10 protein-coding genes and 1 pseudogene are annotated in these 8,790 nt (G+C 69.1%); 7 read left to right on the top strand and 4 right to left on the bottom strand.

The annotated features are described in order from the left end of the window. Positions 1-190, bottom strand: a 190-nt coding sequence (locus Q4F04_RS13615; protein WP_303370351.1) for a substrate-binding domain-containing protein, incomplete at its 3' end; no start/stop codon positions are given. Between the two features lie 669 nt (positions 191-859). Beyond that, positions 860-2,932: a TonB-dependent siderophore receptor gene (locus Q4F04_RS13605; protein ID WP_303370349.1), complete on the bottom strand. Its 2,073-nt coding sequence runs from the start codon at positions 2,930-2,932 to the stop codon at positions 860-862. Positions 2,933-3,110: 178 nt separating this feature from the next. On the opposite strand from Q4F04_RS13605, the gene Q4F04_RS13600 reads away from it, so the two are divergent. From Q4F04_RS13600 to Q4F04_RS13570, 7 genes and pseudogenes are all read left to right on the top strand, one after another. After that, positions 3,111-3,623, top strand: a complete 513-nt coding sequence (locus Q4F04_RS13600) for a DUF2478 domain-containing protein (protein WP_303370348.1) — start codon at positions 3,111-3,113, stop codon at positions 3,621-3,623. A 28-nt stretch (positions 3,624-3,651) separates the two neighbouring features. Beyond that, positions 3,652-3,861: a molybdopterin-binding protein gene (locus tag Q4F04_RS13595; RefSeq protein WP_303370347.1), complete on the top strand. Its 210-nt coding sequence runs from the start codon at positions 3,652-3,654 to the stop codon at positions 3,859-3,861. Continuing rightward, positions 3,854-4,315 carry an SAM-dependent methyltransferase gene (locus Q4F04_RS13590; protein ID WP_303370346.1) on the top strand — a complete coding sequence of 154 codons (462 nt, stop codon included), beginning with the start codon at positions 3,854-3,856 and terminating at the stop codon, positions 4,313-4,315. Before Q4F04_RS13595 ends, Q4F04_RS13590 begins: the two co-directional genes overlap by 8 nt. Beyond that, positions 4,312-5,337, top strand: coding sequence for an iron ABC transporter substrate-binding protein (locus Q4F04_RS13585; protein ID WP_303370345.1), 1,026 nt, complete (start codon positions 4,312-4,314; stop codon positions 5,335-5,337). Before Q4F04_RS13590 ends, Q4F04_RS13585 begins: the two co-directional genes overlap by 4 nt. Then, positions 5,330-6,322 (top strand): iron ABC transporter permease, encoded by a 993-nt coding sequence (locus tag Q4F04_RS13580; protein ID WP_303370344.1) that lies wholly within the window; start codon positions 5,330-5,332, stop codon positions 6,320-6,322. Before Q4F04_RS13585 ends, Q4F04_RS13580 begins: the two co-directional genes overlap by 8 nt. After that, positions 6,310-7,083 (top strand): ABC transporter ATP-binding protein, encoded by a 774-nt coding sequence (locus tag Q4F04_RS13575; protein ID WP_303370343.1) that lies wholly within the window; start codon positions 6,310-6,312, stop codon positions 7,081-7,083. The genes Q4F04_RS13580 and Q4F04_RS13575 overlap by 13 nt, the downstream gene beginning before the upstream one ends. A 294-nt stretch (positions 7,084-7,377) precedes the next feature. Continuing rightward, positions 7,378-7,548 (top strand): annotated as a pseudogene (locus tag Q4F04_RS13570) (TonB-dependent receptor plug domain-containing protein); the annotation flags it as partial. 22 nt (positions 7,549-7,570) lie between these two features. On the opposite strand, the gene Q4F04_RS13565 reads toward Q4F04_RS13570, so the two are convergent. Further along, positions 7,571-8,308 carry an adenosylcobinamide-GDP ribazoletransferase gene (locus Q4F04_RS13565; RefSeq protein WP_303370342.1) on the bottom strand — a complete coding sequence of 246 codons (738 nt, stop codon included), beginning with the start codon at positions 8,306-8,308 and terminating at the stop codon, positions 7,571-7,573. After that, the coding region (locus Q4F04_RS13560) for a nicotinate-nucleotide--dimethylbenzimidazole phosphoribosyltransferase (RefSeq protein ID WP_303370341.1) at positions 8,305-8,790 on the bottom strand (486 nt) is incomplete at its 5' end. The genes Q4F04_RS13560 and Q4F04_RS13565, both read right to left, overlap by 4 nt.

The following is an 8,790-nucleotide window of genomic DNA, read 5'->3' as shown; positions in this document are numbered from 1 at the left end:
TGGGCTCATGGGCAACCAGCACGAGGGTATTGCCAGGCAGATCCACCCGTGTGCCCTCCACTACGGCACCGCCCTTCTCGACCTCGTCCATCCACTGCTTGGATGCTGATATGAAGATGTCGGCGGGTGCGCCTTCGATGATCTGCTTGGCCAGCACGTTCGAGCCGGCATAGCTGGATGGTGACAGCATTTCCGGTTTCGGCCTGCAACCTGGCAGCGATGGGATCGAGCGTGGTCTTCATCGAGGCAGCGACAAAGACGACCACCTCTTCAGCGGCAACCGGCAAGACTGCAGCGAGGGCTATCGGAAGGGCAAGGATCGTTGACGACCGGCGCGACATGGAAGTCTGCATCGGTCATGTTTGCCAAGGCATGACGCACCACAGCCCTGCGGCAATCGTCATTTCCGTTCAGACACATCGGCCAGAAGCGCTCTGAGTTTTCTGATCCGCTCCGCGTTTGCGGCCGCAGCGGAGACTTCGATCTCGCGAAACAGTGCAAGAACCTGCGCCCCCGTCTCCGACAGCTCCGCGCCCCACCGCCGGAACCGCCGCGCGCGCTCACCACCAGTGGCTCGGCAAACATCGTGTCCATCGCCTCGACCAGTCCCCAGGCACGCCTGTAGCTCATGTGCAGCTCGCGGCCGGCGGCAGAGATCGATCCGTGCCGGGCGATCCCTTCCAGAAGCGCCGCCTTGCCAAGGACCCATCATCTCAGTCTCGGTGAAATGGAGTCTGAGGAAGAGTGCCGGGTGCAGGCTGGCCACAGTTCATCGACTCCTGAACAAAGCTTGGAGAACCCTGACCAACCTGCCGCATGAACCGGTGGAGTTCCATCCACGGAGGGACTGCCCGCAGGTTCAGAACGTCACCTTGGTCGTCAGGAAGAAGCTGCGGCCCGGTTCGGGAAATCCCTCGACCAGCTGGTAATCGCGGTCGAACAGGTTTCGCACACCGAAGACAACGCCGGCCCGTTGCGTCGCCAGCCAGTCGAAGTTCAGGTTGACCAGCGCGAAGCCGCCGATGCGGGTATAGCCGATCTCTTCCGGGTCGTCGGGCTGGATGGCGCTTTCCGACAAGCGTGAGCTGTAGATCTCGACTGAAGGGGCGACGGTCAGCCGGTCCGTCGCCTGCCAGTCCAGCCGCAGATAGGCGCTGTGCCGGGGCGTATCGGTCGGGCGGTAGTCGTCGCGGACCGGGTCCGAGATGCTGCGTTGCAGCCAGGTGTAGTTCGCGGCCAGCGACAGGCGGTCGTCGATGCGCCAGTCGGCGGCGATCTCGAAGCCCTTGGCTGTGCCGTCGCCGACGTTGCGGCTCTGGGTGATGGGGCCGCCCTCGTCGTCCACGGCGCCGATCGGGACCGACAGGATCAGGTCCTCGATCTTGCTGTAGAAGAGCGCGGTCTCGATCCGGGCCGGGCCGAGGTCGCCGGCATAGCCGATCTCGAAATTGGTGGCGCGCTCGGATTCCAGGTCCGGGTTCGGCTCCGCGGTGCCGAAGCGCGTGCTGTAGCGGTTGAACAACGTCGGGAAGCGGGTGCGCGAGGACAGGCTCGCGTGGAACTCGCCCCGGTCGTCGGGACGCCACAGTGCCGCAAGCTGCCAGTTCACCGCGTCTGACGTTCCCGTGGGCAGGCCGCGGTCATCGTCGGTGCGGTCGGCCTTCAACACGGTGGCCTTGTCGTAGCTGATGCCTCCGATGACGGTCAGGTCGTCCCGCAGGCCCCAGGTGTTTTCCAGCGCGACCGAGATGGTTTCTTCCTCGCTGACCTCGGTGGGGTCGGGGCCAGGCCCGAGGTCGGGGCTGGGGAACTGGGTCGTTTCATGCTTGTCGCGGCGGTAATGCAGGGCGCTGCGGAGCGTGTTGCCGCCCGCAAGATCGGCCCCCGCCTCAAGGCTCAGGCCCCAGGCCTTGTCGTTGTAACGGCTGTCGAAGGCGCGGCGCTGGGTCTGGGTCGTGTGGGTGTAATCGTCCCAGGCCGACAGGATGTTGTCGAAGCGGTTGACATAGGCGCGGGTCTTCACATAGCCGTCGCCGAGTTCGGTGTGCGAATAGAAGGCAAGGCCGTCGATGTCCCATTCCGGCCAGGTCCAGTCACGCTGCCAGCTTTGCCCCTCGCCTGGCGGGGGCGTCAGCCCGCGGATCGGCTGGTCCACGTTGTAGGGCGCGTTCTTGGCCCCGGTCTGGCGGGTGTAGCTGAGGACATATTCATCCGTCGCGTTCGGCGTCCAGCCTGCCTTGAGGTTCAGCCGGTCGTCCTCGGTGTCCGAGTTGTCGCGCAGGCGGCCGTCCTCCTGCAGGCGCGGGGTGAAATCGCGCGACAGATAAAAGCCGTCGTTGTCGCGTTTGAGGTAGCTGCCCTGCAGCCAGAAGTTTTCCTGCTTGGTGCCGAGCGACAGGAAGCCCGTGCGCGCGGCGATGTCGCCGCGGTTGCCGGCTTCGAACCCCAGCCGCGCCTCGCCCTCGGAGGGTTCGGTCGGCTGGCGGGTGACGAGGTTGATCGCGCCGCCCATGCCGCCGGGGCCGTTCAGGACCGAGACATAGCCCTTCTGGATCTGGATCTCGGCCAGGTCGGGGGTCAGGAAGCGGCCGAAGTCCAGCCGGTTGTCGGCGGGCAGGTAGACGCGGATGCCGTCGATCGACAGCGGCACCTGGAAGCGGTCGAAGCCGCGCACATGGACAAGCCGCTCGTTCCGGCTGCCGCCGGTGTTGCCGATATTGACGCCCGGCACGGTCTTCAGCGCGTCGTCGAGCGTCTCGCGGTTCTCGCGCAGCACCTGCTCGGACGTGACGGTCGAACTGGTGCCGCCGCTGGTCCGCTCGTCCTCGGCGGTCAGCACGATGGTGCCGAGGACGAAGCTGTCCTGCGCGCCTGCGGCCAGCGGCAGAAGCCACAGGGCGGCGGCGCCCAGAAGGCGGGTGCGGTGACTCATCGGCTGCTCCTCCTGGCGCCTCGCTTTGCGGAGGCGATTCGTTATATTCTCTCAAACATAACGTATTTGGTTGAAAGACAAGCATGAGCGCCAAGTGGGTCGCACCGGGATCGACGGCTTGCCAAACCGGCGCGATATATTTCATCATTCATATCGAAGAGCCGCGAGAGGTAGGGGCATGGAAATCCGGTATGTCTGCTCGGATCAGGAAAAGGCGACCGACGCCGTCCTGGCCGCCGTTGCCGAAAGGGCGCGGGACGTGGGTATCGCGCTGGCCGGAACGGTGCAGCCGGTCGATCCCGTCCTCGCGTCAGAGAAATGCCATATCGTGCTGGCGCTGCTGCCGGATGGCGAGCGGCGCGACATCAGCGTGGACCTCGGCCCCGAGGTGACGGGCTGCCGCCTGAACCCCGAGGCGCTGGAAGCGGCGGTGATGGTGGTCGAGGACCGGCTTCCCGCCGCGCAGGCGCTGGTCGTCAACAAGTTCGGCAAGCAGGAGGCGGCGGGCCGGGGCCTGGTCGGCGCCATCGGGCAGGCCTGCGAGCGCGGGCTGCCGGTGCTGGTCGGGGTCTCTCCCGCCTACCGCGAGGCGTTCCTTGCCTTTGCGGCGGGCGGTGCGCAGGAATTGCCTGCCGATGAAGGGCGCATCCTCGACTGGATGCGCACGGCCTGCCGACAGGCCGCCCTTTGATCCGGCCCAACGACATCGGAGAAACCCCATGAAGCTCAGCGCCCGCAACGTCCTGTCCGGCACCGTCACCGAGATCGTGACCGGCGCCGTCACCAGCCATGTCCGCATCGACCTCGGCGGCAGCACCATCACCGCCTCGATCACCAACGAGGCGGTGAAGGAACTGGGACTCAAGGTCGGGGACAAGGCCTCGGCAGTCATCAAGGCCTCGGACGTGATGGTCGGCGTGGATGAATGACCTTTGCGCGGGCGCCCTGCGCCCGCATGAGACCGCCGTCACCGTCCCGCAGCGCTTCGATGCGCAACTCTGGTTCATCGGCCGCATCCACACGCCCTGGACTGCACGCGGCGACTGCCCGCACCGGGGCGACCCCGAGAACGGGCCGGTCTGCCGGGTGGTGGTGGCCGAGCCCTGGGTCGCGGGCCTGACCGACATCGCGGGGCGCGAGCGGCTGCAACTGCTCTACTGGATGCACGAGGCGCGGCGCGACCTGGTGCTGCAGAACCCCGCCTTCGGCGACCGCGCCACCGGCACCTTCGCGCTGCGCTCGCCGGTGCGGCCCAATCCCGTGGCCTCTTCGGTGGTGCGGCTGCTGGCGGTCGATGGCCCGGTGCTGAGCGTGCGCGGGCTCGATTGCCTCGACGGCACGCCCCTGATCGACATCAAGGCCGAATTCGGAGCCATGCCATGATGTGCCTGACCCGCCGCGCCCTTGCCGGCGCCCTGCTGACGCTGGCCGCGCTGCCCGCGCTGGCCCAGACCCGGATCGTGACCGACGTCACCGGGCGCGTGGTTCAGGTGCCCGAGAACCCCGCGCGGGTCTTCGCCGCCGGGCCGCCCGCCGCGATGCTGCTCTACACCCTCAAGCCCGAGGCGATGGTCGGCTGGGTCAGCGCGCCCAAGCCCGCCGACCTGCCCTTTCTGCGCGCGGAAGCCGCCCGACTGCCCGCGCTTGGTCGCCTGACCGGGCGCGGGGACACCCTGAACCTCGAGGTGCTGCTCTCGGCCAGGCCCGACCTGATTGTGGATTATGGCACCGTCAGCGACACCTACATCGACCTTGCCGGGCGGATACAGGATCAGGCGGGGGTGCCTTATGTCCTGATCGACGGCAGCTTCGCCCGGATGGCGCAAGGGATTCGTGCCATGGCGGACCTGCTGGCGGTGCCAGCGCGCGGCGAGGAACTGGCGGCCTATGCCGAGCGGACGCTCGCCGACCTCGACGCGCTGCTGGCCACGCTCCCCGAGGACCAGCGCCCGACCGTCTATCTCGCCCGTGGCCCCGAGGGGCTGGAAACCCCGGCCCGCGGCTCGATCAACGCCGAGATCATCGAGCGCGTCGGCGCCATCAACGTGGCCCAGGCGGAAACGCGCGGCCTCGCCACCGTCTCGCCCGAGCAGGTGCAGGCCTGGGCACCCGAGGTCATCATCACCATCGACAGGGACTTCGCCGCCAATGTCGGGACCATGCCCGAATGGCAGGGTGTTCCGGCGGTGGCGAATGGCCGGATCTATCTGGCGCCCTCGGCCCCCTTCGGCTTCATCGACGCGCCGCCCTCGGTCAATCGGCTGATCGGGCTGACGTGGCTGATGCACAAGCTTTACCCCGACCATGCGCCGGGCGACCTGCGGGCCGAGGTCGCCGAGTTCTACGACCTGTTCTATGGGGTGCGCCCGACCGAGGCCGAGCTGACGGTCCTGCTGGGTGAGTGAGCGCGGCCTGACCGCCGTTCTGGTCTTGGTCCTGCTTGCGACCTTGCTGGCCGGTGCGGCGATCGGGCCTTTCGCACTGTCCCCTGGCCGCATCCTCGCCGTTCTGGCGGGCGACAGGTCCGACCCGCAGGCGGCGACGGTGCTGCTGAACATCCGCCTGCCAAGGGTGCTGGCGGCCGCCCTGGTCGGGGCGGCGCTGGCGGCGGCGGGCGCGGCCTATCAGACCACCTTCCGAAATCCGCTGGTGTCGCCCGACATCCTCGGCGTCTCGGCCGGGGCGGGCTTCGGGGCGGTGCTGGGCATCCTGCTGGGCCTGCCGGTCATGCTGATCCAGTTGCTCGGCTTCGGCATGGGACTGGTGACGGTGGGGCTGGTGATCGCGCTGACGCTCGCCCTGCGCGGCGGGGCCGAGGTGCTGATCATGGTGCTCTGCGGGATCGCCATCGGGGCCTTGGCGGGGGCGGGCATCTCGCTGGTCAAGCTGCTGGCCGATCCCGAGCAGCAACTGCCCGCGATCACCTTCTGGCTGATGGGCAGCCTGGCCGGGGTCAAACGCGCCGACCTCTGGGCGGGGCTGCCCGCGCTGCTCGTGGGCGTGCTGCCGCTACTGGCGTTGCGCTGGCGTATCGGGCTCTTGGCGATGGGGGATGACGAGGCCCGCGCGATGGGCATCGACGCCGCGCGCCTGCGGCTGCTGGTCATCGCCTGCGCCACGCTGATGACGGCGGCGGCGGTGGCGCTGGCGGGGGTGATCGGCTGGATCGGGCTGATGGTGCCGCATATGGCGCGGCTTCTGACCGGCCCCCGCTTTGACCGCCTGCTGCCCGCTGCGATCCTGATCGGCGCAGGCTTCATGGTGCTGGTGGACACCGCCGCGCGCAACATCGCCACGCTGGAGATCCCCTTGGGCATCCTCACCGCCGTCCTCGGCGCGCCGGTCTTCGTCTGGCTGCTGGCGCGGGGGACCAGGCCATGGAGCGCGTGACGCCGATCATCGACGCCTGCAACCTTGCCGTAGGCCATGGCGGCCGGGCGCTGGTGGACGGCATCGACCTGCGCCTTGAGGCGGGCGAGGTCCTCTGCCTGCTCGGCCCCAACGGCGCGGGCAAGACCACGTTGTTCCGCACTCTGCTGGGGCTGATCCCGCCTGTTGCCGGGCGGATCCAGTTGAAAGGGCAGCCGCTCGGCACCCTGTCCCGAGTTCAGATCGCCCAGCATCTTGCCCATGTGCCCCAGACGCTGACGACGCCCTTCGCCTTCACCGCGCTCGACATCGTGCTGATGGGCGCGGCAGCGGGGCTGGGCCCCTTCACGCGTCCCGGCCGGGCCGAGACCGCTCGCGCCATGGCCGCACTGGACAGGCTCGGCATCGCCGGACTGGCGGAGGCCGAGATCACCCGGCTTTCCGGCGGTCAGCGCCAGCTTGTCCTGATTGCGCGGGCCTTGGCCCAGGACGCGGATGCCATCATCATGGACGAGCCGACCGCCAGCCTCGACTTCGCCAACCGCCTGCAGGTGAACGCGGCGGTGCGGGGGCTTGCGGAGGAAGGGACGGCGATCATCCTCTCGACCCACGACCCGGACCAGGCAGCCGCACTTGGCGAACGGGCGCTTCTGCTGAACCGAGGCGGGGTGATCGTATCCGGCCGTGTCGAGCAGGCGCTGACCGCCGCCAACCTCACGCGCCTCTACGGTATTCCGGTTCGCTGCGACCATACGCGCGATGGCCGCCTGCATTTTTACTGAGCGGCGAATTGCCCGACCAAAGCAACCCTGACCTGACTGCTTCGGCTACTCCCTCGCCGGCTTCAGGATCGCTTCCTGCTCCGCGCGCGCCAGCTCATTGCGTCCGGCCTCACCATGCGCGAGGCGGCCGCACACGTGAAAGTCGGCACGTCCGCCCTTTTCGCTGCGCTAAAGGCTGATACCGGCATCCATGAAGCGGACAAATAGCGCCAACAGAACCCTGCCAATCAGCGAACAAGTCTGCAACTCTCATCAGCCCTGATCGGGCAGGCGCGCTATGGCCCCGCCCATTCGGTGGCTACGGCCGAGGAGATCCGCCAGCGCAGCCTTGCCACCGTCCAGGATGCCCCGCGGGCCGTTCCAAGGGTTTCGGTAAACGGCGCGGGCTGCAGCGCCACGCAGCTGCGCATCCGCGGGGGCGAGATCAACCACCGGCTGGTCCTGATCTACGGCGTCGAGGCCGCCAACGGCAGCGGGTCCGTCCCGGTTACCGGCCCGCGCCGAGCGCCAGCAGCAGCGCGATCTCGGCGGCCTGCTGGCCTGCGCCCAGCACGTCGCCGGTCTGCCCGCCGATCTTCCGGCGGGCGACAAGCGCCAGGAGCGCAACGCTCAGGGCCGCCGCGACCAGCGCGGCCCAGCCCTGCGGCAGAAGCAACATGGGCAGCCCCCCGATCAGCGCCGCCGCGAGGACGCTGGCCGTGCCCACGGTCCGTCCCTGCACCCCCAGCCCGTCGGGGCGCGCGGGAGGCAGGCCTGCCATCAGCGCGACAGGGGCCACCCGGCTGGCCATGGCGACGGTGATCACGGCGGCCAAGGCCTGCGCCTCGGCCAGGGCGGCCAGCCCCAGCCAGCGCAGGCCGAGCGTCAGGACCAGCCCGACCGTGCCGTAGCTGCCGATCCGGCTGTCGCGCATGATCTCAAGCCGCCGCTCGCGCGTGGCACCGCCCCAGAAGCCGTCGCAGATGTCGGCAATCCCGTCCTCGTGCAGGGCGCCGGTCGCCATGACCTGCGCGCCAAGGGCCAACCCGCCCGCGACCGGTGGCGACAGGCCAAGCGCCAGCGCCGCCGCCATCACCGCGCCCGCGATCAGGCCGACCAGCAGCCCGGTCAGCGGAAAGGCCCAGGCCGCCGCGCCAAGGGGCGGCACGGGATCGCGCAGGCGCCCGAAGGGCACCCGCGTCAGAAGGATGACCGCCAGCTGTGCCTCGGCCAGCCGCTGCCTCATGCCCCGTCGATCCCGGCATCGGCAAAGGTCGCCATGCCGTTGTGGCAGGCGAGCGCCCCGCGCAGGATCCCCAGCGCAAGGGCCGCCCCCGAGCCCTCCCCCAGCCGCATGTCGAAGTCGAGGATGGCGGTCCTGCCCATGGCTGAAAGCAGCTTCCTGTGACCCGGCTCAAGCGAAAGGTGTCCGACGAGGCAGTGGTCGAGAAGCCGCGGGTCCGCCGCGAACAGGGGCGCCACGGCGGCGGTGCAGATGAAGCCGTCGAGGATCACCGGGATGCGGGCGGCGCGCGCCGCAAGGACCGCGCCGCAGATCGCGGCCTGTTCGCGCCCGCCCAGGGCCGCAAGGGTTTCCAGCGGCGAACAGCCCCGGTGAAGCGCAAGCCCGCGCGTGATCGCATCGACCTTGCGCCGCAGGCCCGCATCGTCCGAGCCGGTGCCCCGGCCCACCCAATCCGCGACCTCGCCCCCGAACAGCGCGGCGCA

The sequence above is a fragment of the Paracoccus sp. (in: a-proteobacteria) genome (assembly GCF_030536915.1).
In the GTDB taxonomy this organism is placed as follows: domain Bacteria; phylum Pseudomonadota; class Alphaproteobacteria; order Rhodobacterales; family Rhodobacteraceae; genus Paracoccus.
Note: the sequence above shows the minus strand (reverse complement) of the source record. Positions and strands in the feature narration are given on the sequence as shown.